The sequence below is a fragment of the Enterobacter cloacae complex sp. 2022EL-00981 genome (assembly GCF_028737495.1).
Taxonomy (GTDB): Bacteria; Pseudomonadota; Gammaproteobacteria; order Enterobacterales; family Enterobacteriaceae; genus Enterobacter; species Enterobacter cloacae.
The window spans coordinates 41,404-61,190 of sequence record NZ_JAQZRK010000005.1 but is presented as its reverse complement, the minus strand read 5'-3'; the positions used below and the strand labels follow the sequence as shown (position 1 = coordinate 61,190).

Below are 19,787 nucleotides of genomic sequence, written 5' to 3'. Positions count from 1 at the left end.
TTTTAATCCAGTAATTTTTGATAAAGCGAAATAAGCTGACTTGACAGTTTTTCGGGGGTGGCGTCTTTTACACGTTCACGTGCCGCTCGTCCCATATCGTTATTTTTTTCCAGCGAAGGGGTGGCCGCTACCGCCTCCTTCAGGGTGCTGATATCAAGTGCGTCACAGTAAAATCCGTTCTGGCCTTGCTGAATAAATTCTGCCCCACCGCAACTCTCTGATGTAATGACCGGCAAACCGCAGGCCATCGCTTCAAGAATGACGTTAGGGAAAGGATCATACAGCGTTGGTAGCAGTAAACCATCAGATAGCTGATAAAATGGCAGCGTCTCTTTTTGCATCCCCAGAAAACGGATTTGCCCCTCGCAGCCTAATGAACGGGCGAGGTCGCGATAGCGACGTTCTGCTTTATCCTGCCCAACCACAATCAGCCACGCCGCAGTACCCGCAACGGCGCGTATAGCGCTGGCCAATCCTTTTCGTTCAAATCCTGACCCTACGAAGCAGAAAATGACGGCATCGGTCGGCAAACCAAACTGCTGACGCAATGCAATACGTTGTGCCTCTTCTGCCGGAACGAAACGGGTGGAATCAATTGAATTATAAATCACATGTATTTTTTTTGCGTCAATATCAAAGTCTTCGACGATTTCGCGCTTGATCATCTCCGCATTACAGATAACCGCCTTTAACTCCGGCGCCTGGTACATTTCACGTTCGGCATTCATCACATAGCGGTGATAGCGATCATGCATCAGCAGTTTTGCACGCCAGGCAGGCAGAATGCGTGCGCGCTGCAGGAGCCAGCGTCGGTGTACGCCGTCGCCTGCACGATAAATGTCACAGCCCGGAATGCGCTCGTGGCTTTGCACAATATCAAACTGCTGCTGCTGCCAGAGCGCACGTGCGGCATGCGCAAATCCGCGCTCGCGGCTGATGCGGCCCCATTTGCGCGGATCGCAAATATGAATATGCCAGTCGTCCTGTTTCTCACCCTGCCATTCGCGCGTGATGACGTTGAGCTCGAGATTTTGGTTGCTCAGCGCGGTAAGGGCGCGAGACACGAAGCGTTCTGCCCCGCCATCCGGGCGATACTTTTGGCGAACAATCGCCAGGCGATGGTGTTTCATGACAGATATCTCCTTGCGGCGGAGACGACAGCATCAACGGGAATGGCGTCGAGATAGCGTTCTTTTGTTTTGGTATCAATGGCGTCTGGATCGGGCAGCGGGCCGTAATCACCTGCCCAGATGACTTCCCCATTAACCTGCCAGGGTGACCAGAAGGTGAGTTTTGATGGGCCAAACAATGCCACACAGGGGGTCTGAAGCGCAGCGGCCATATGCATCGGAACGGAGTCAACGCCAATAAACAGAGACGCATGATCGATAAGCGAAGCCAGTTGACGCAACGTGAGCTGACCTGCCAGCGAGACGACCCCCGTCTCTGGCGAGGCGGCGAGAATGCGATCGATCATCGCCAGCTCTTTTTTATCCGGCCCGGCGGTGAGGACGACAGTGTGGCCATCCTGCTGCAGCGCCGTGATGGTTTGCGCCATTTTGCCTTCGTCCCAGCATTTAAAGAACCAGCGCGACGTAGGCTGAATCACGATGTAGTTGTCTCCCACACCGTTTTGCATCAGCTTTTGGTGAGCCTCGTGCCAGTCTTCAGCATGGTAGGCCATGGTCACGGCAGGTTGAGCGGTGACCGGTAATGGCGACAAAATAGAGAGGTTCTGTTCGACAGTGTGCAATGCGTTGTGCCCGGCCACAGAGACCAAATCGCTATGGCAAAACCGCCAGAATGCGTTGTTGCGCTTATTAAAAGCGAACCCGAGTCGTACCGGTGCGCCGGTGAAACGGGTAACGATAGCGCTGCGCCACTGATCGGCAAGATTAATCACCAGGTGATAATGCTGTTTCCTTAACGCACAGAGCAACTGCCACTCTTTTTGCAGATGTTTCAGCGTGCCCAGCTGCTTCCATTTACGGTCGATCCCGTAAACAGTACCGATCGCCGGGTGTGCGGCGAGCATATCGCGGGTTTCTTCATACAACAGCACATCAATCTGTGCCTGCGGCCATTTTTGACGTAACGAATCAATGACGGGAGTGGTCAGCAACATGTCGCCATGATGGCGGAGTTTGATAAGTAAAATGCGCAAATCAGGCGTGTCAGGTAAGTTATTCATCATCATCTTATTGGCGTTGTACTGTTGGCAATTCTAATAGACCTGATAGCGACTTGCACTCTTTCTCCATAATCTCAGGAAATTCCCTGGAAGGGTTTACTCATGCTTCGGTGAGTGCGTAACATAGCGCTAACTTTCCTGTCTTGCGGACTCATTATGAAAAAACCAGCGTTTATCATCACGATTGATACTGAAGGCGATAATCTCTGGCAAAATCACCGCGTCATTAAAACGGAGAATGCGCGCTATCTGGCGCGATTCCAGACGCTTTGTGAGCGTTTCGGTTTCAAACCCGTATGGCTGACAAATTATGAGATGGCGATTGAGCCGGTTTTCATTGAGTTTGCCAAAGATGTGATCGCCCGCGGTCAGGGTGAAGTCGGGATGCACCTTCACGCGTGGAATAGCCCTCCTGAACACGATCTCACCGGAGATGACTGGCGCTGGCAGCCGTATTTGATTGAATTTTCAGATGAGGTGATGCGCGAGAAAGTGTTGTTCATGACCCGTCTGCTGGAAGAGACCTTCCAGACCAAAATGTTAAGCCATCGCGCCGGGCGCTGGGCCTTTGATAGCCGTTACGCCAGACTGCTGATCGAACTGGGCTACCAGGTTGATTGCTCTGTTACGCCGCGCGTGAACTGGCGCAACGCGAAAGGCGCACCGCAGGGGAATGGCGGAACCAATTATCAGCACTTTCCAGACCACGCCTACTTTATTGATACAGACGATATCTCACGAGCGGGCAATAGCCCCTTACTCGAAGTGCCGATGAGCATCCAGTATAAGCATCCGGCCTGGTTGAACACCGTCAAACAGGGCTACGATCGCCTGCGCGGTAAATATCGTTCACCGTCCGTAAACTGGTTGAGACCGTCCGGTGGTAATGCGTCGCAGATGATTCAGGTCGCACAGCAATGCCTGTCTCAGGGACATGACTACGTGGAGTTTATGCTGCATTCCTCTGAATTTATGCCGGGCGGAAGTCCTACGTTTAAAGATGAGGCGGCGATTGAAGGGTTGTATCAGGATCTGGAAGTGCTCTTTAGCTGGTTATCCGACAAGACGGTAGGGATGACGCTGGCGGAGTTTTATTCCCATAAAAAAAGCGCCGATTAATCGGCGCCTCTGGAATTATTTTTGCAGCGCGGTTTTTACCGGGGTGCTGAAAATAATGGCAAGTGGAAGCCAGAATAGCACCCAGTATTCTCGCGGATTGCTGATTACGAACATGCCCTGGGTAACATAGAACATCAGCGCAAAGACGATAACCGCAATCTCTGCTTTGTGATTAGCAGCAAGGTGGCGAAGACATTGTCTGCCCGCAAAGAGAATCATACTCAAAAGCAGCAGAAGCCCCACAATACCGCCCTTCAGGAAAGTCGCTAAATAAAGGCTATGCGTTGTGGTAACAGGTTGACCATAGCCGTTAATGAATTCAAGTTCTTTATTGAAACCCCAGCCGAAAATCATTTTTTGTTTCGCCACTTCAAAGGCATGCAGCCAGATGCCGAAACGGACAGAGCCTGCACGGGAAGATTCTTCCGCGCGTTTGATGAATATATCGAAGAAGCCGCTGAAATAGAGGATGGAACCAATAGCTAACAATACGATCAGCGAGCCCGCTAATAGCTTTAAATTCCATTTCGGTTTACACAGAAACGCAACGATAGCGGCGACAATCATCGAAAGGAAAGGCCCACGGCTTTGGGTCAGAATCAAGCAGACCAGCAGCAGGGGAACGGGAATATAGAACCAGTAGTTACGCGTTTCGCGAACCAGAATGGCGCTCAACAGAATACCCAGCGCCATGTATCCCCCAAGATCAATGACATTGTCCGGGGAGAACGGGAAAGCACGTGCTAGCCGATTTTGAAATATGTGCTCTTTATTGACATAAATCAGCGTTAATATCGTCAGTGCCACGATGCCGAGATAGGCTGCGCCAATGATATATTTTTTTCTTTCCTGTAACTCACACTGACGATAAAGGCACAGAAAAACAAATAAATAAAAAGAATGGCTGATGGCTGAGCTAAGATGTGAAGATTCCGCCCACAAATTTGAGAGTGAAAAGTAAAGCAAAAAGGCACCGGTCATCCCCAGTGCAGGAAGGAAGTCACGATCGTTGATAAAACGGGTGCGTGTCTCACTATTGATAATCATAGTGATGATAAACAGAGCCAGCGTGATATGGAATAAGATATTTACCCGTGAGACACCGCAAAAAATCATGCTCAAAAACATAAAGAGCACAAAAGGATAGAACAGGTGGCGTTGCAAATTAACTGAAGACATCACTAAAATCCTTTCTGGGAAAAACGGAGTCAGGGATAGCGCTTTGAGGAGAGAGATTGATAACTGAAATGTTATCATTTTTGAAAATGGTGCTTGCCAGCTTTAGCGCGGGGATCACAACATTATGCACTTTATCCTCAAGAAATGATGGCAACATCGTATCGTTGCTTTCATAGAAACGTGGCTGGTTGAAATTATTCATATCAAGACCGGCAATATAAATTTTCTTGAATCCCAGAAAGTAAATTATCTGAAGCGCCCAGTATATCACGGTGCCAGCATCAACCACTCCATGTCGCACATCACGACTAAAAGCAATATTCGGATGCGTATCAGAGAAAACAATTTCTGGTGTGTCCGCTAAAGCTTGACGCAGATTATCCTGTTTAATTGAAGGTTTGTAGGTCTCATAACAAATATCTTCAATAATACAAATCTCGCACTGAATGTTTTCGTAGGAGAAACGCTTTATAAGTTTGACGATCCCCATAACGGTAGTAAATAAAATAACATTTTTACAGCCGGTTAATCGTTTCAAAAGCGCCGTTTGACGGTCGATAAACGTCATGTCGACAATGAAATAAAGACTAAAATTGAGCTGGTGATTAAGGTGCCAGGCGCCATTCACGCCAGCGGTCGCTACCGATGTCGGCAATTTTGCAAAATCAATATGTTTGATTGAAGGGCCTGTCGCCGCAATCAGAATCTCACCATTGAATCGGTGGTGAAGTGAGGATAAGGAAGTCAGTTTGATATCCAACCCCTTATATTTTAAATCACATATTTCACCGGTTTCATTGCGGGATAATTTAATAAATGGCCATAAATTCTCATTATGTCGCATATTACGCTTATGCGTATATCGATACAGTTGCTTGGTCAAAGAGCCCATTTCACGCCTCAAGTGATTCTTTTTTGTTTTTATTCACGGTCGTTAATAAACTGGCAATCTTATCCAGATCGGTTTCACCTACGGCAAACAGCTCTTCTTTTGGTTGGCTGAAATAGTAACGCGTTTCAAATACGTATGAGTTAATATTCTCATCATTGCCAATCAACAGAACATTGCCGAGAGGGCGTTGTTCGTAATGGCAGCACGGGCCAAACAACATGACGATAGGCACACCCACTGCATCGGCAATGTAAATATTCCCGGAATCCGACGCGATATAGCAATCCATCTTTGAAATAGCCCACGGGAGTTCTTCCAGCGTGATCTTCCCAATCAGACTGATCAAGTTAGGAATGTCACCGTAAGCACGGGTGATATCGTCCAGCCACGACTGTTCATCAGGGGCGCCAAACACATAAAACTCGCAGGGCAGGTCGGCGAGACGGTCAATAATTCGCTTCCAGATGACCGGCGGCACCGTTTTGGCTTTATTACCTGCGGCAATGCTGATGCCGATGCGGATCACATCAGGTTTGTCGAGAATTGCCGGGTAGGTCGCTGGTTTGAACAGCGGCTTTGTGGCGTGCTTGGGCGAGTCCTGCCACGTCAACGAACGGTCGGCCAGCTTCAGGTAATTGGTCACTGATAGCGTTTTTTTGCCGTGCTCAACGGTACCGTCGGCGGTGAGATAGAAAATCCCGTGATACCATCTGCGGGTGTAAATGCTTAAAAATTGTTTGTTTTTGGCATTACAGACGGCGGCAAAAAAGAGATTTACACTGTTGGGTTGCAGAAGATAGACGTTGTCGTAGCGGTTCATGATGCGGCAGGCAAAGCTGAGCTTACGCCACAGACTACGCTTATGCTGCTCGATAAAAAAAATCTCTTCGATCGTTTCGTCATGCTTCGCCAGCGCACCTACGCTGCGACTGATAAGCACATCACTTTTTTGCAGGTATGCCAGCAGGGGCGTCGCATTAACAAAATCACCGATTTTGGCTGTCTGAATGACCAGGTTTTTACCTGTATCTTTGCGGAACAGCTTCCGGATTAGCTTCACCGGAAGGAGTAAAATGAGCAGAAATACGTAACTCATTCGTTAGATATCCCTGTCGGAAAGCCAGTGGCTGTCCTGTAAAAATGAAAAAATGGCATCTGCGCTAATGTCCCTCGTTTGTTGAGTCGGGCTGACCATTTGATGCTGGTTTTTACCGTAACCCCCAATCAAACCGGGATCGGTCGGGCCAAAAATCGTGATGTTTGGACGATCCAGCGCCGCGGTTAAATGGCTTAAACCCGTATCAACGGATACGACAGCTTTAGCTCCGGCCAGCTCTGCAGCAACTTGCGCCAGCGTGAGTTTAGGTAAAACCTCGACGTGCGAAAAACCGGCTGCCAGACGTTCAGCACGCTGGCGCTCATGTTCAGCACCCCACGGCAGTTTAATATGGATGCCGGCAGGTTGCATTAGTTCAATGAGTCTTCGCCAGTGCGTTTCCGGCCAGTGCTTATCATCGCGCGTTGTGGCATGCAGGAAGACCAGCCAGGGCTGTGCAGGCTTCTCTGCATCACGCAGAAAATGCTGCGAAATCGCGTAATCACCCTGCGTTTCCGGCTTTGTGTAACCGAGGCTTTTTGCGAACAGCTCGCGGGTGCGTTCCACTGCGTGCTGCTGCTTTGCAATATGGTGACGACGGTTATAGAACAGGCTGGCGAGTGGTTCGCGGGCGGTTTGCCAGTCCATGCCGTGCTTTACACCGTGTGCCAGGCGCGTGACCAGCGCGGCGCTTTTGACCAGCCCCTGCGCGTCGATTATGGCGTCGTAACGCTGCGCCTGCACCGCATCGCGGAAGGCTTTGCGCTCGGCTTTAATCGGTGTGGAAAACCACGCTTTACGCCAGCGGCGGATGGCCACCGGGATCACGCGATCGACCGCTTCGTGCCAGGTAGGGATCTGCGCGAAGCCTTCTTCCACCACCCAGTCAAAACGAATGTCAGGAATGGCCCGCATGGCGTCCGTCAGCGACGGAAGCGTATGCAGCACATCACCCATCGAAGAGGTTTTAACGATCAATACCCGCATTCGTTATCCTTCTTCGCTCAGCAGCAGTTCGTTGAGTTCTTCGAGAACGCGCTGCGGCGTGATGTCGATCAGGCTCTGGTGATAACCTTGCGCGGCATCGCCTTTACGCACCTTATGGTAACCCGTGATTAGACGAATAACGCGCGCCTTATTTGAGAGCGGCGGCGTAAAGTCCGGGCTACTTGGACCGTACAACGCAACCAGCGGGCGGTTGAGCGCGGCGGCGACGTGCATCAGCCCGGAGTCGTTGGTGACTACGGCTTTACAGGCAGAAAGTAAAATCACCGCCTGCTCGAGCTGGGTTTCCCCGGCCAGGTTGCGGCACCAGGCCTGCTGTTCTGTGCTGAGGGCTGCAAGAATTTCGTTCCCCGCCTCGTGGTCTTTGGCCGAGCCGAACAGAACGATCTGATAACCTTCGTCGATCAACTGCTTTGCCAGCTCTGCGTAGTGATAGTGCGGCCAGCGTTTTGCCGGGCCGAATTCTGCGCCCGGGCAGAAGCCAATCATTGGCCGTTCAGAGGAAAGACCAAACGCGTTACAGGTCTGGGATTTTTCACCCTCGCTGACCTGTAGCTGTGGCCATAGCAGCGGCTGCGGCAGGTCTTTTGCGCTGTGCATCACGCCCTTGTCGTAGGCCAGCGCCACATAGCGCTCCACCATTAATGGCCAGGCCTCTTTATCCAGCACGCGTGCGTCATTCAGCAGACCGTAGCGCATCTCACCGCGCCAGCCGGTACGGTGCGGCACACCGGCGAAGAAGGGAACAAGCGCGGATTTAAACGAATTGGGTAACACGTAAGCGCGGTCATAACGCTTCTCGCGCAGACTGTGGCCGAGTTTACGACGTTCGCCAATTTCCAGCGCCCCGTGGCCGAGCGGCATTGGGATGGCTTCATTCACTTCCGGCATACGCGATAACAACGGACGGCACCATGCGGGTGCCATCACGTCGATTATCGCCTGGGGATAACGCGCCTTGAGCGTGCGATAGAGACTTTGCGACATCATCATGTCGCCCACCCATGACGGGCCGATCACCAGAATTCTCATACTTACGCGTCGCGATTCAGCCAGGCCATATATTCCGTTACGCCTTCGGCAACGGTCTTGAACGGCTTGTCATAACCCGCTGCGCGCAGGTTGGTCAGATCGGCCTGGGTGAATGCCTGGTAGCGGCCTTTCAGTTTGTCCGGGAAAGGAATGTACTCAATGCTGCCTTTATTGTGATACGCCAGCGTTGCGTCAGCCACGGCCTGGAAAGACTCCGCGCGGCCGGTGCCAAGGTTGAAAATACCGGATACCCCATTTTCCCAGAACCACAGGTTCACGGCGGCAACGTCGCCTACGTAGACGAAGTCACGCTTAAAGCCGTCGCTGCCTTCGAACAGTTTTGGGCTTTCGCCGTTATTCAGCTGAGTGTTCAGATGGAACGCCACGCTCGCCATGCTGCCTTTGTGGCCTTCGCGCGGCCCGTAGACGTTGAAGTAGCGGAAACCAACAATCTGGGAGTTCGCTTCTGGCAACACCTGACGCACATACTCGTCGAAAAGGAACTTGGAGTAACCGTAGACGTTCAACGGCTGCTCATATTCGCGGGATTCAATGAAATCAGAGGTACGTCCGCCGTAGGTGGCCGCCGAAGAGGCATACAGGAACGGAATTTCACGCTCCAGACAGTAGTGAAGCAGCTCTTTAGAGTACTGATAGTTGTTGTCCATCATGTACTTGCCGTCCCACTCTGTGGTGGAGGAGCATGCCCCTTCGTGGAAGATGGCTTCGATCTCGCCGAACTCTTCACCTGCCATAATCTGGATAAGGAAGTCTTCTTTATCCATGTAGTCAGCGATGTTCAGATCCACCAGGTTGACGAACTTGGTGCCGTCTTTCAGGTTGTCAACCACCAGGATGTCGGTGATGCCTTTGTCATTGAGAGCTTTAACAATATTGCTGCCGATAAAGCCCGCGCCGCCGGTAACGATGATCATAACTGTAACCTTTGAAGTGTGGAGTCCGGGGACAATCCCGGACGCTAATGGTTCTATCATATCATTAGTATGGCTGCCCTTCAGCCATTCACCGACATAGCGCAAGGGTACACGTGATTTATGCTGCAAAAACGAGAAGAGATAATGTGTCATCTCGTCATGAACTATAGGTTTGGGTAATATGTGCCGAAATTTGCCGAGTCTGGAGAATTGCAATGCGTGGTGATTTTTACAAACAGTTAAACAGCGACCTTGAAACCGCGCGTGCGGAAGGGTTGTTTAAAGAAGAGCGTATTATCACGTCTGCTCAGCAGGCGGACATCACCGTTGCCGATGGCAGCCATGTGATCAACTTTTGTGCGAACAACTACCTGGGTCTTGCGAATCACCCTGAGCTGATTGCTGCGGCGAAAAGCGGTATGGATACCCACGGTTTTGGTATGGCCTCCGTACGCTTTATCTGCGGCACGCAGGACAGTCACAAGCAGCTTGAGAAAAAGCTGGCGAACTTCTTAGGCATGGAAGACGCAATTCTGTACTCCTCCTGCTTCGATGCCAACGGCGGTCTGTTTGAGACGCTGCTGGGTGCAGAAGATGCCATTATCTCCGACGCCCTTAACCACGCTTCCATCATTGACGGTGTGCGCCTGTGTAAAGCGAAGCGTTTCCGCTATGCCAACAACGATATGGTTGAACTGGAAGCACGCCTGAAAGAGGCGCGTGAAGCGGGTGCTCGCCATGTGCTCATCGCCACCGACGGCGTGTTCTCTATGGACGGCGTGATCGCCAACCTGAAGGGCGTGTGTGACCTGGCGGATAAATACGATGCGCTGGTGATGGTCGATGACTCGCACGCGGTCGGTTTTGTGGGTGAAAACGGCCGTGGCTCGCATGAATACTGTGACGTGATGGGCCGCGTGGACATCATCACCGGTACGCTGGGCAAAGCGCTTGGTGGCGCGTCTGGCGGCTATACCGCTGCGCGTAAAGAGGTGGTGGAGTGGCTGCGCCAGCGCTCCCGTCCGTACCTGTTCTCCAATTCCCTCGCGCCGGCCATTGTTGCCGCCTCCATCAAAGTGCTGGAGATGGTGGAATCCGGGGCTGAACTGCGCGACCGTCTGTGGTCCAACGCGCGCCTGTTCCGCGAAAAAATGAGTGCGGCAGGGTTTACCCTGGCCGGTGCTGACCACGCCATTATCCCGGTCATGCTGGGTGATGCCGTCGTGGCGCAGAACTTTGCCCGTGAGCTGCAAAAAGAAGGCATTTACGTGACCGGGTTCTTCTTCCCGGTCGTACCAAAAGGCCAGGCGCGTATCCGCACCCAGATGTCCGCGGCGCATTCGCCTGAACAAATTGAAGGTGCGGTGGAAGCCTTTACCCGCATCGGTAAACAGCTGGGCGTAATTGCCTGAGGACGTGTGATGAAAGCGTTATCCAAACTGAAAGCGGAAGAAGGGATTTGGATGACCGACGTGCCGGAGCCGGAAGTCGGTCATAACGATCTGCTGATCAAAATTCGTAAAACCGCCATTTGCGGCACTGACGTTCATATCTACAACTGGGATCAGTGGTCGCAAAAAACCATTCCGGTACCCATGGTTGTCGGCCACGAATACGTTGGTGAAGTAGTTGGGATTGGTCAGGAAGTGAAAGGTTTTAACATTGGCGACCGCGTCTCGGGTGAAGGACACATCACCTGCGGCCACTGCCGTAACTGCCGCGGTGGGCGTACGCACCTGTGCCGTAATACCATTGGCGTGGGCGTGAATCGTCCGGGTTGCTTCGCGGAATATCTGGTGATCCCGGCTTTCAACGCGTTCAAAATTCCGGACAACATTTCTGACGATCTGGCCTCGATCTTTGACCCGTTCGGCAACGCGGTACATACGGCGCTCTCTTTCGACCTGGTCGGCGAGGATGTGCTGGTCTCCGGTGCGGGCCCTATCGGGATTATGGCCGCAGCGGTGGCGAAGCACGTGGGTGCGCGTAATGTAGTGATTACCGACGTGAACGAATACCGTCTGTCGCTGGCCCGCAAGATGGGCGTCACCCGTGCGGTGGATGTCTCTAAAGAGAGCCTGGCCGATGTGATGGAAGAGCTGGGCATGACCGAAGGGTTTGACGTGGGTCTTGAGATGTCCGGCGCACCACCGGCGTTCCGTACTATGTTGGATACCATGAACCACGGCGGTCGTATTGCGATGCTGGGTATTCCGCCGTCGGATATGTCTATCGACTGGAATAAAGTTATCTTCAAAGGGCTGTTCATTAAAGGCATCTATGGCCGTGAAATGTTCGAAACCTGGTATAAGATGGCGGCATTAATTCAGTCTGGCCTGGATCTGTCCCCGATTATTACACATCGTTTCTCCGTTGATGATTTCCAGAAAGGCTTTGACGCGATGCGTTCGGGCCAGTCCGGGAAAGTTATTTTGAGCTGGGATTAAACCTGCCAGCTGGCACCCGTATAAACGGGTGCCAGTGCTAATTATGGTAGTTTGACTTTTCGGAATTTTCTTGTTACTTTTCAATAAAATACCAATCTTTCTTCTCCACGCGTTTATTAATAATAATTACGTCAGGAAGACACTGTCAGGCTTGTCAAAACATTATGTCCACGCACCTTTCGCTGAAGCTGGTTGATACAACTTCACGGTTTACCTCTTTTTTAAATCTGGCGATTTCTCTTTTAATATTTATGGCTGTAAATATTTTACATGCCCGATATAATTTGGTAATTAACAGAACGTTTGTTTTTTTGCTGATGTTGTTGATGCTCAAGTGCATAGACAATAAATTAATACGCAATGTACTGGCGATTGTACTTCTCATTCCAGTTGCGGCAGATATTTCTCTCCAGCTACACGCATGGAGAAATTTCGATTCTGCGTTTAGTTATGGGTTTGCAATGAGCATAATCCACTCCACACCGGATGAAGCAAGTTCAATGCTCAGCGTGTACTGGCGTGAATGCATTATTTTTATCACACTCTCTGCTTTTTTTATTTATACCGCAAATACGGGTGCATGGCCCGTTGCACCGCGATTTCGTCGCTGGCCTGCCATTGTGCTTGGTGTGACGTTGTTGGCTTTCTATGGTCAGGCACTACAGCACCAGTTCAGGAAAAGCAGCGTCGAAAGTCTGGCGCAGCGCGTGGTTCAGGCGACACCAGTCAGTACGGCAAAAGTTTTTATGCAGGCTTTTGAAGATAACGCGGTCATTGCCAATATCGGTAACAACATTCCTGATTACAAACTCACGCTTTCGGATACCGGTATTGAGAACTACGTGCTGGTTATCGGTGAGTCTGAGCGAGCGGCGAATATGGGCATCTATGGTTATCAACGAGATACTACACCAGAGCTGGAAAAGCAGAAATCGCAGCTCTTGCTGTTCCGTAATGCTGTAGCGCCAGCGCCGGTCACGATTATGGCCGTACCGTTGGCCATGACCGCTGATAAAGTGAATATTCGCGATCCGAAAAAATATGGTGATAATGTTATTAATATTGCCAATAAAGCAGGCTATGAAACTTATTGGTTTAGTCATCAGGGTAAAGGCGGGGCGCATAACAACGTCATCACCGGGATTGCCATGAATACGAAAAAGCATGAATGGCTCGAAGGCGGTTACGATGAAGATCTTCTACCTCTGTTGCAGAATGCATTAAAAGCCCCGGGTAAAAAAGTGATCGTCTTGCATTTATACGGCAGCCATGAACCATCCTGTACGCGCTTTCCGGCAAACCAGGCGGTGTTACATGGTACCAATGAGGCCGATGACTGTTATGACAACTCGGTACGGTATACAGACACATTGATGGGCAAGATGTTTAGTATGCTGGCCAACTCGCGTTCTTCGGTTATGTATTTTTCCGATCATGGTTTGATTCGTGATCCGCAACGCGCTGTCGTTTACTCTCACGGTAATGTGAACCCTCCACGAGAGGCTCTGCACATCCCTGTGTTTATCTGGTATGGGCAACAGGTTGATAAAGCCAGGCAATACACAGGAGACTATTACACCGTCTGGTCTGCTGATGATGTGAACACGCTTGCTGAATTGTGGTTGGGGATCCATCGTCAGGGTCAACCTGTCCAGTCGGTAAACTCATGGCTTGCCGGTTACGATAAGAATGTCTCAGTACTGGATACCACAGGTAAGACCTATTACTGGAGTAATATACGTTAGCCCGGACGTGTGATATCTACTGCACATCAAGGTGACGTAAAATAATAAAAGGGGCCTGAGGCCCCTTTTATTATTAGATCGCAGAACTATCGTTACTAAGTTTATTCAATACTTTTGATGAGATATCATCAATGTTTATTTTATTGTGGCGCTTGTCAAATATCAGTTGTTCTGAATTCTTGCCAATTGGGGAGAAAATAGTATTGCCTTCGAAGTTTTTATTATGATCCAGCAGCATTGAAAAATAGATGGCAATAATTTTTTTATCAAACGCACAGGCGATATGAACAATGGCCGTATCAACAGAGACCACTAAATCGGCTTTTTTTATGAGCGTGATAGCATCCCAAAGCGATTTAAATCGACAGACAGTAATTTTCTCATCATCGAAGGCAAGGTCTGCTAGTTTTTTACCTTCACCAATGATGAAAACTTGTGTATCCGGGTGCTGCACAATATCAATCGCCAGTTTTTCCAGTTGAGGCAGAGAAAGACTGCGTTCGGCTACGCTCGCGAAGGGATTAAGCACAACGATCTTTTTACCAGCATGAGGTTGTAGAAAATCATCAATAAAAACTTCATGCTCGGGTAAAACAGGTAAGGAGTAGCTAAGAGATGCGGGCTTAATACTTAAAGCGTTAAGTATTTTTTTTTGGGGATGTGTAATATGAAACTCAGGACTCACCGGTAACATTAAGTTATAGGGTTTATCCAGCCAGCCACCAAATCCAATCGCATATTTATAATGAATTTTTGCCAGAAGTTGTGTGTTAAATAATTCCTTTCTCTTCATCCATGAATAATGACTAATCACCAGATCTGTCTCGATATCTTTCATTTTTTTGATATTGTTGATATCGACAACATAAACTTCATCAATGTCAGTCATCTTCTCGAAGAGATCGCGATTTCGTTCTTCAACAATGACCTGAAGTTGATAGCCTGCATCTTTCAGATTACGCCAGGTTCCTGTATGGCATACCGCATCGCCAATTCCAAGATCAACAAAAGGGAAAAGAATTTTTTTAACGCTGGAGACGTCAATTTTTTCTTGTCGCTTATCCTGTAATTGTCGCGATAAAGAAAGCAACTGTAGCCGTCTTTTTAATTCTTTAGTTTTATAGTTTCGCTGCCTGTTAATTTCCTTTAAATAACCAATTATTTTCTTCATAACCACGCTAAACCAAATTAAGCATTTTACTGTGGGTAGTATAATCTTAACGACAACGAAAAGGAATGTCTGAGGAAATAGAACAACGCGACAAAGATTTTACTGTTACTTAACAATAAGTTAATGCATTTTTTCACTCTGTGAGTTCCGTCATTTTTTCTGGGATGACTATCATGTTATAGAGTTTTTTATTGACCAAAGTGAGCTTTGCCAGCTTTTCCATAAAAAATAAGATACAGATTCGGAAGTGACAACAGTGATAGCTGGCACTATCTTGTCAGGAATGACTTGACTGAGTTCAGGAGACCACATGTTTAAACTAACCGTATGTCTTTTGACATACAACTCTGCCCGCTTGTTACATAAGGTGTTAACGCCGTTAATGAGTATTGCAGATGAGTTTATTGTTGTTGATTCTGGTAGTTCAGATGAGACATTAGTTATCCTTCAGGAATATGCCATTACACCAATGTTTCATCCGTATGCAATGCACGGTGAGCAGATGAATATTGCCATTTCCCGGTCATCTAACGACTGGGTGTTATGTATGGATAGTGACGAAATACTCGATGAAGACACTATACACTATATCCTGGCGTTAAAGTCTGGAGAGGAGCCGCCCGCTGATTGCGGATGGAGCCTGTCACGCTACTGGTATGTCTTAGGCGAGCGCACACGAACCATCTATCCGATTTCTTCTCCAGATTTCCCATTAAGATTGTTCAACCGCCAGCATGTCAGATTTAACAATCGACCAGTGGATGATAAGGCGATAGGTGCGGCGCGGGTGACACGTATACCTGGCCATGTCCGGCACGACACATTTTATTCCCTGCATGAAGTGTTTAATAAGCTGAATGTCTATACCACCCGAGTCGTAAAATATCAGACGCTCAGGCCGTCAATCGCACGTGGTGTGGTGAGTGCTATTGGGGCTTTCTTTAAATGGTACTTGTTTAGCGGGGCATGGCGGCAGGGGAAAGTTGGTGTAGTTACAGGGCTCTATGCCACCTTGTACAGTTTTTTAAAATATTTCAAAGCCTGGTATCAATATCAGGAAAGAAAAGAGCCCGTTACAAAAGAGCAAACGGACTCTCACATTACAGAATAAGCGTTAGCCGATCAGGCTTTCTTACCCCAGCCCTGCCACTGATGTTGAAAATATTGCACCAGCGTACTCTGGCTCATGCTTTCACCAATCACAGAGAAGAACCGGGTCGCATAAACCGGTTCAGGGGCATGTTTCGGCACACAGCGTTTTACGCCGCGGAACGGGTTACGCGGCGTTGATGACCCTGGTTTCCCCTGGTTCGGCGTTGACGTATCAACCTGTGGTTCGTTCAGGAGATCGCTCGGGCGGACCAGCGTGATATCCGAAGGCAAGGTCGGCAGCATTTGCTGCAGGACGCGAACGGTCGACGGATGCGGGTGGCCGATGGCAATCGCGGAGCCATTGCGGCGGGCCAGCTGCACAGCGCGATTAAACTGCACGCGAATGTCTGCTTCGTTCTGCGTATCGTCAAGGAACACCTTGCGCTTAATCACCTTCACCCCCGTTCCCTGCGCGGCACGCATCGCCTGACTGTTGCCGATGGTCATGCTATCGAGGAAGTAGAGGTTGTAACGCTCCAGCGCCTGCATCACTTTGAGCATCCCGTACAGGCTGGATGTCATCGCGCTGCCCATATGGTTGTTTAACCCCACGGCATACGGAACTTTGTTGTAAGCGTCGCGGATAATGCGATCGATCTCATCGCTGCTCATCTCAGGGCGCAGAGTATCTTTTTCCAGCGGTTGTTTGCTGATGGGGGCCATCGGCAGATGGATCAATACCTGGTGGCCGCTGTTGTGGGCCTTGGTCGCCATCTCACGCGCGTGTGGCGCATTCGGGAGGACGGCGACAGAAATGGCTGCCGGCATCGCCAGCACCTGATTTTCATAGTGCGGACGATAACCGAAGTCATCAATCACAATGGCGAGTTTACCGGCGTATACCGGTGCGACCAGCGCCAGTGCGCTGGCGACGGAGAGAACAATTCGACGAAATTGAAGCAAAACTTATCTTCCCAACCACGGCTGTGGATTGACCGCCTGACCCTGGCGACGAATTTCGAAATAGAGTGACGGGCGGCCCTGACCGCCACTGCTGCCCACAAGGGCGATGGGTTGACCCGCGCGCACCTGAGTGCCAACGCTGACCAGTGCGCTCTGGTTATAACCGTAGAGGCTCATGTCGCCTTTACCGTGCTCAACCACTACCACAAGCCCGTAACCCTGCAGCCAGTCGGCCAGGATCACGCGGCCATCGGCGATGGCTCTGACTTCGCTACCTTCAGACGCACCGATAACTATCCCTTTCCAACGTAGTTCACCCTGCAGCTGTTCGCCATAACGATGCAGAATTGAACCGCGAACGGGCCAGTAAGCCTGACCGCGAGGGGAGCCCAGGCCACCGGTTCGTGACATCAATGAGCGTTCGCTTTCGCTTGGTTTATAGGTTGTGCCCTTACGGGAGGCTTCCTGCTGCTTATCACGAACGGCCTGCGCCTCGCGAGCCTCTTTTTCGGCGCGGGCTTTTGCCGCGGCCTCCGCTCGGGCGATGCTATTGCGCAGCTTCGATTCGTTGGCGCGCATTTCGCTCAACTGGCTCTGACCAGCCTGAATGGAGGATTCAAGCCCGGAAAGGGTTTTCTTACGTTCGTTGCGAGCCTGTTCGAGCTTTGCCTGCTGGGCCTGCTGTTCGTAGAGCAGCGTCTGCTGCTGGCTCTGCTTCTCTTCCAGCTCGGCTTTTTGCGTGGTGACCTCTTCGCGCGTCTGTTTTAGCTGCGCGATAGTCTCCTGACGCGCCTGGTTCAGATAGCCGAAATAAGCCTGCAGGCGCTGACCGCGCTGGCTCTCTTCACCGCTGAGGATCAGCTGAAGGCCGGTGTGTTCACCCTGGCGGAATGCGGCGTCAAGTTGCGCCGCAAGATTACGTTCCTGCGCATCGCGCTGACGTTCCAGCTTGGCAATCGACGCGTTCATCTCGTCGATCTGTTTATTCAACTGGGAGAGGGTGTTTTGTGTTTCGCGGAGCTTACGTGCGGCGGCGGAGATCGCCTCTTCCTGCTGCTTAAGCTGAGCAAGCAGCGACGCGCGTTGCTGTTGCTGCTGACGTACCGCACGCTCTTTGGCGGCGATATCGGCCTGAATGGATTTCAGCTGGTCGCGATCATCCGCGTGGGCGGATGCGGCGCACAGCAATACGCCAGCGCTGAGTGCGCTGGCGTAAAACAGAGGTCTGACTGATAACCTAAGCGGTTTCACGACCCATGTGATTGAAAAAATCGCCTTTCCCCTCATGGGGAGCGATTATTCCACGATGAACAGCGGCTTACCAGTCATCTCTTCAGGGATCGGCATACCCATCAGCGACAACATGGTTGGCGCGATGTCAGAAAGCTTGCCGCCTTCCACTGCTTTCAGTGCTTTATCACCTACATAAATCAGCGGAACCGGCAGGTTGGTGTGGGCGGTGTGCGCCTGTCCGGTTGCCGGGTCGCGCATCTGCTCTGCGTTACCGTGGTCAGCGGTAATCAGCAGCTGGCCGCCAACGGATTCAACCGCTTTGGCAACCTGCTCAACGCAGTGATCCAGCGCTTCAACCGCTTTAATAGCCGCTTCCATCACCCCGGTATGACCCACCATGTCACCGTTCGGGTAGTTACAGATGATGGTGTCGTATTTGCCGCTAACGATCGCCGCAACCAGTTTTTCGGTCAATTCCGCAGAGCTCATCTCTGGCTGCAGGTCATAGGTAGCAACTTTTGGTGAATTAATCAGAATGCGATCTTCGCCTTTGAACGGCTCTTCTACACCGCCGTTAAAGAAGAAGGTGACGTGGGCATATTTCTCGGTTTCGGAGATACGCAACTGCGTCTTATCGTTTTTCGCCATCCACTCACCGAAGGTGTTGGCCAGTGAAGCCGGTGGGTAAGCGCATGGGGCGTCGATGTCAGCGGCGTACTCGGTCAACTGGATGAAGTTGATGTTCACCGCTTTCTTACGGGCGAAACCGTCGAAATCGCTGTTAACGAATGCGCGGGTGATTTCACGCGCACGGTCAGCACGGAAGTTCATGAAGATCAGCGCGTCGCCATCTTCCATGGCGGCATCAGCCTGGCCTTCTGCGCGAATGACGGTCGCTTTAACGAATTCGTCGTTTTCATCGCGCGCGTACGCGGCTTCAAGACCCTCAACGGCAGTCGCAAACTGGAACTCGCCTTTTGCCAGCGTCATCAGGTCATAGGCCTGTTCCACACGATCCCAGCGATTATCGCGATCCATGGCGTAGTAGCGGCCAATAATAGATGCCACGCGGCCTTTGCCCAGTGCGGCAAATTTCTCTTCGAAGGCTTCCAGCGAACCTTTAGCGCTACGCGGTGGCGTATCGCGGCCATCCAGGAACGCGTGCAGGTAGATTTTTTCCGCACCGCGCTCAGCGGCCAGTTCAACCATCGCCATAATATGATCTTCATGGCTATGAACGCCGCCGGCAGACAGCAGACCCATGATATGCACGGCTTTGCCTGCGGCAACGGCTTTATCCACCGCACCACACAGCACAGGGTTGGCGAAGAAGGTGCGTTCTTTGATTTCAACATCCAGACGCGTCAGATCCTGATAGACGATACGCCCGGCGCCCAGGTTGACGTGACCGACTTCAGAGTTACCCATCTGACGGTCCGGCAGACCCACTTCCAGGCCGGATGCGTCAATCAGAGTGTGGGGACGTTTCGCCCACAGCGCATCCATGACCGGGGTTTTAGCGTTGAAAATGGCGTTATCCTGTTGATCTTCACGGTAGCCATAGCCATCCAGAATCACCAGTACCATAGGTTTTTTAGAAACCGACATTGCGACAACCTCATGCTCAAGAGTCAAAAATTTGCGTAATTTTACTACAGCTGAATCGTTCAAATAGCCGCAGAAGATC

Annotated in this window: 17 protein-coding genes; 5 read left to right on the top strand and 12 right to left on the bottom strand. The window is 50.7% G+C overall.

The genetic code is table 11. From position 1 onward, the window contains the following. Positions 1–2: 2 nt before the first annotated feature. Together PUZ33_RS06650 and rfaQ are read right to left on the bottom strand one after the other, a co-directional pair. Positions 3–1,130 (bottom strand): glycosyltransferase family 4 protein, encoded by a 1,128-nt coding sequence (locus PUZ33_RS06650; protein WP_013094900.1) that lies wholly within the window; start codon positions 1,128–1,130, stop codon positions 3–5. Continuing rightward, a complete protein-coding gene (gene rfaQ, locus PUZ33_RS06645; RefSeq protein WP_013094901.1) occupies positions 1,127–2,197 on the bottom strand; it encodes a putative lipopolysaccharide heptosyltransferase III in 1,071 nt (356 codons plus the stop codon). Before rfaQ ends, PUZ33_RS06650 begins: the two co-directional genes overlap by 4 nt. Positions 2,198–2,347: 150 nt before the next feature. On the opposite strand from rfaQ, the gene PUZ33_RS06640 reads away from it, so the two are divergent. After that, entirely contained in the window at positions 2,348–3,310 is a 963-nt protein-coding gene (locus PUZ33_RS06640) for a polysaccharide deacetylase family protein (protein ID WP_023620215.1), read from the top strand. 15 nt (positions 3,311–3,325) lie between these two features. On the opposite strand, the gene PUZ33_RS06635 is transcribed toward PUZ33_RS06640, so the two are convergent. Genes PUZ33_RS06635 through rfaD form a run of 6 tightly spaced genes read right to left on the bottom strand, consistent with a single transcriptional unit; the run spans position 3,326 to position 9,449 of the window. Further along, positions 3,326–4,489, bottom strand: a complete 1,164-nt coding sequence (locus tag PUZ33_RS06635; protein ID WP_058681611.1) for an O-antigen ligase family protein — start codon at positions 4,487–4,489, stop codon at positions 3,326–3,328. Continuing rightward, positions 4,476–5,381: a hypothetical protein gene (locus PUZ33_RS06630; protein WP_058681612.1), complete on the bottom strand. Its 906-nt coding sequence runs from the start codon at positions 5,379–5,381 to the stop codon at positions 4,476–4,478. The genes PUZ33_RS06635 and PUZ33_RS06630 overlap by 14 nt, the downstream gene beginning before the upstream one ends. 1 nt (position 5,382) lies before the next feature. Further along, entirely contained in the window at positions 5,383–6,477 is a 1,095-nt protein-coding gene (locus PUZ33_RS06625; protein ID WP_023620211.1) for a glycosyltransferase family 9 protein, read from the bottom strand. 3 nt (positions 6,478–6,480) lie between these two features. Continuing rightward, entirely contained in the window at positions 6,481–7,464 is a 984-nt protein-coding gene (gene rfaC / locus PUZ33_RS06620) for a lipopolysaccharide heptosyltransferase RfaC (protein WP_058681613.1), read from the bottom strand. 3 nt (positions 7,465–7,467) lie between these two features. Continuing rightward, on the bottom strand, positions 7,468–8,514 hold the full coding sequence (rfaF, locus tag PUZ33_RS06615; RefSeq protein WP_062676832.1) for an ADP-heptose--LPS heptosyltransferase RfaF: 1,047 nt from the start codon (positions 8,512–8,514) through the stop codon (positions 7,468–7,470). A 2-nt stretch (positions 8,515–8,516) separates the two neighbouring features. Continuing rightward, positions 8,517–9,449: an ADP-glyceromanno-heptose 6-epimerase gene (gene rfaD / locus PUZ33_RS06610; RefSeq protein WP_058681615.1), complete on the bottom strand. Its 933-nt coding sequence runs from the start codon at positions 9,447–9,449 to the stop codon at positions 8,517–8,519. A gap of 215 nt (positions 9,450–9,664) precedes the next feature. On the opposite strand from rfaD, the gene kbl reads away from it, so the two are divergent. The 3 genes from kbl (at position 9,665) to PUZ33_RS06595 (ending at position 13,641) form a co-directional block, all read left to right on the top strand. After that, a complete protein-coding gene (gene kbl / locus PUZ33_RS06605; protein ID WP_058681616.1) occupies positions 9,665–10,861 on the top strand; it encodes a glycine C-acetyltransferase in 1,197 nt (398 codons plus the stop codon). A 9-nt stretch (positions 10,862–10,870) separates the two neighbouring features. Then, positions 10,871–11,896, top strand: a complete 1,026-nt coding sequence (tdh, locus tag PUZ33_RS06600; RefSeq protein WP_029881902.1) for an L-threonine 3-dehydrogenase — start codon at positions 10,871–10,873, stop codon at positions 11,894–11,896. Positions 11,897–12,060: 164 nt separating this feature from the next. Next, a complete protein-coding gene (locus PUZ33_RS06595; protein WP_058681617.1) occupies positions 12,061–13,641 on the top strand; it encodes a phosphoethanolamine transferase in 1,581 nt (526 codons plus the stop codon). A gap of 73 nt (positions 13,642–13,714) precedes the next feature. Here PUZ33_RS06595 and PUZ33_RS06590 read toward each other — a convergent pair whose 3' ends face one another. Next, complete coding sequence (locus PUZ33_RS06590; RefSeq protein WP_058681618.1) at positions 13,715–14,812, bottom strand: glycosyltransferase family 9 protein; 1,098 nt, start codon at positions 14,810–14,812, stop codon at positions 13,715–13,717. A gap of 310 nt (positions 14,813–15,122) precedes the next feature. Between PUZ33_RS06590 and PUZ33_RS06585 the strand changes: the two genes are divergently transcribed. After that, positions 15,123–15,923 carry a glycosyltransferase family 2 protein gene (locus PUZ33_RS06585; RefSeq protein WP_252107609.1) on the top strand — a complete coding sequence of 267 codons (801 nt, stop codon included), beginning with the start codon at positions 15,123–15,125 and terminating at the stop codon, positions 15,921–15,923. Between the two features lie 11 nt (positions 15,924–15,934). Here the strand turns inward: PUZ33_RS06585 and PUZ33_RS06580 are convergent, their stop codons facing one another. The 3 genes from PUZ33_RS06580 to gpmM are packed head-to-tail and all read right to left on the bottom strand — an operon-like array spanning position 15,935 to position 19,708. Beyond that, positions 15,935–16,867 (bottom strand): divergent polysaccharide deacetylase family protein, encoded by a 933-nt coding sequence (locus PUZ33_RS06580; protein WP_013094917.1) that lies wholly within the window; start codon positions 16,865–16,867, stop codon positions 15,935–15,937. A 3-nt stretch (positions 16,868–16,870) separates the two neighbouring features. Further along, a complete protein-coding gene (gene envC, locus PUZ33_RS06575; RefSeq protein WP_235836494.1) occupies positions 16,871–18,130 on the bottom strand; it encodes a murein hydrolase activator EnvC in 1,260 nt (419 codons plus the stop codon). A gap of 33 nt (positions 18,131–18,163) precedes the next feature. Then, positions 18,164–19,708 (bottom strand): 2,3-bisphosphoglycerate-independent phosphoglycerate mutase, encoded by a 1,545-nt coding sequence (gene gpmM, locus PUZ33_RS06570; protein WP_029881907.1) that lies wholly within the window; start codon positions 19,706–19,708, stop codon positions 18,164–18,166. Between the last annotated feature and the right edge of the window lie 79 nt (positions 19,709–19,787).

What these genes read in the sequence shown, in the direction of transcription:
- PUZ33_RS06585 (WP_252107609.1), top strand. Translation starts at nt 15,123, where the DNA reads ATGTTTAAACTAACCGTATGTCTTTTGACATACAACTCTGCCCGCTTG.
- rfaC (WP_058681613.1), bottom strand. Translation starts at nt 7,464, where the DNA reads ATGCGGGTATTGATCGTTAAAACCTCTTCGATGGGTGATGTGCTGCAT.
- kbl (WP_058681616.1), top strand. Translation starts at nt 9,665, where the DNA reads ATGCGTGGTGATTTTTACAAACAGTTAAACAGCGACCTTGAAACCGCG.
- gpmM (WP_029881907.1), bottom strand. Translation starts at nt 19,708, where the DNA reads ATGTCGGTTTCTAAAAAACCTATGGTACTGGTGATTCTGGATGGCTAT.
- PUZ33_RS06650 (WP_013094900.1), bottom strand. Translation starts at nt 1,130, where the DNA reads ATGAAACACCATCGCCTGGCGATTGTTCGCCAAAAGTATCGCCCGGAT.
- PUZ33_RS06640 (WP_023620215.1), top strand. Translation starts at nt 2,348, where the DNA reads ATGAAAAAACCAGCGTTTATCATCACGATTGATACTGAAGGCGATAAT.
- rfaD (WP_058681615.1), bottom strand. Translation starts at nt 9,449, where the DNA reads ATGATCATCGTTACCGGCGGCGCGGGCTTTATCGGCAGCAATATTGTT.
- PUZ33_RS06595 (WP_058681617.1), top strand. Translation starts at nt 12,061, where the DNA reads ATGTCCACGCACCTTTCGCTGAAGCTGGTTGATACAACTTCACGGTTT.
- PUZ33_RS06590 (WP_058681618.1), bottom strand. Translation starts at nt 14,812, where the DNA reads ATGAAGAAAATAATTGGTTATTTAAAGGAAATTAACAGGCAGCGAAAC.
- rfaQ (WP_013094901.1), bottom strand. Translation starts at nt 2,197, where the DNA reads ATGATGATGAATAACTTACCTGACACGCCTGATTTGCGCATTTTACTT.
- PUZ33_RS06635 (WP_058681611.1), bottom strand. Translation starts at nt 4,489, where the DNA reads ATGTCTTCAGTTAATTTGCAACGCCACCTGTTCTATCCTTTTGTGCTC.
- PUZ33_RS06630 (WP_058681612.1), bottom strand. Translation starts at nt 5,381, where the DNA reads ATGGGCTCTTTGACCAAGCAACTGTATCGATATACGCATAAGCGTAAT.
- PUZ33_RS06625 (WP_023620211.1), bottom strand. Translation starts at nt 6,477, where the DNA reads ATGAGTTACGTATTTCTGCTCATTTTACTCCTTCCGGTGAAGCTAATC.
- rfaF (WP_062676832.1), bottom strand. Translation starts at nt 8,514, where the DNA reads ATGAGAATTCTGGTGATCGGCCCGTCATGGGTGGGCGACATGATGATG.
- tdh (WP_029881902.1), top strand. Translation starts at nt 10,871, where the DNA reads ATGAAAGCGTTATCCAAACTGAAAGCGGAAGAAGGGATTTGGATGACC.